1 protein-coding gene is annotated in these 876 nt (G+C 70.5%); it reads left to right on the forward strand.

The window, feature by feature from the left end; translation table 11 throughout:
• Window positions 1–790: c-type cytochrome (locus BI06_RS28385; RefSeq protein WP_043472417.1), on the forward strand; the 790-nt coding region annotated here is incomplete at its 5' end.
• Window positions 791–876: the final 86 nt, after the last annotated feature.

Below are 876 nucleotides of genomic sequence, written 5' to 3' on the forward strand. Positions count from 1 at the left end.
ACGGCGCCACCCACTGGCGGCGCTGGTCGTCCTACTTCTCGCCCTGGCGGCAACCGGGGGGCTGTACGCCGCGTTCGCGCCCGCCGGCAAGGCGCAGGCCGACGTGGCGGCGCAGTCGCTCGCGATCGATGAGGGCAAGAAGCTCTTCGCCGTGGGCTGCTCCTCCTGCCACGGCCTGAACGGCGAGGGCAGCAGCGACGGCCCCAGCCTGGTCGGCGTCGGCTCCGCCGCGGTCGACTTCCAGGTGGGCACCGGTCGTATGCCGGCCCAGCAGCCCGGCGCCCAGGTGCCGCGCAAGCCGAACATCTACTCGCAGGCCGAGATCGACCAGCTCGCCGCCTTCGTCGCCTCGCTCGGCCCCGGTCCGGTCACGCCGACCGAGGAGCAGTACACCTCGACCAACCCGGACGACCTGTCCAAGGGCGGCGAGCTGTTCCGCACCAACTGCGCCCAGTGCCACAACTTCGCCGGCCAGGGCGGTGCCCTGACCCAGGGCAAGTACGCCCCGTCGCTGGAGGGCGTGGACGCCAAGCACATCTACGAGGCCATGCAGACCGGCCCGCAGAACATGCCGTCGTTCCCGGACAGCACCATGCCCGAGGAGCAGAAGAAGCAGATCGTGGCCTTCGTCCGCCACACCACCAACGATGAGCCCAACCCCGGCGGTCTCACGCTCGGCAGCCTCGGTCCGGTGACCGAGGGCCTGTTCGGCTGGATCTTCGGTCTCGGCGCGCTCATCGCGGTCGCGATCTGGGTCGCCGCCCACACCACCAAGGCCAAGAAGTCATGAGCCACGACATGTCAGAAGAGAAGCTCCCGGAGTCCCACGGCTCCGCCGGGCACCACGAGGTGGCCGCCCACGGCGATCCGTTCGCC

This window comes from Kitasatospora sp. MBT66 (genome assembly GCF_000710405.2).
In the GTDB taxonomy this organism is placed as follows: Bacteria; Actinomycetota; Actinomycetes; order Streptomycetales; family Streptomycetaceae; genus Kitasatospora; species Kitasatospora purpeofusca.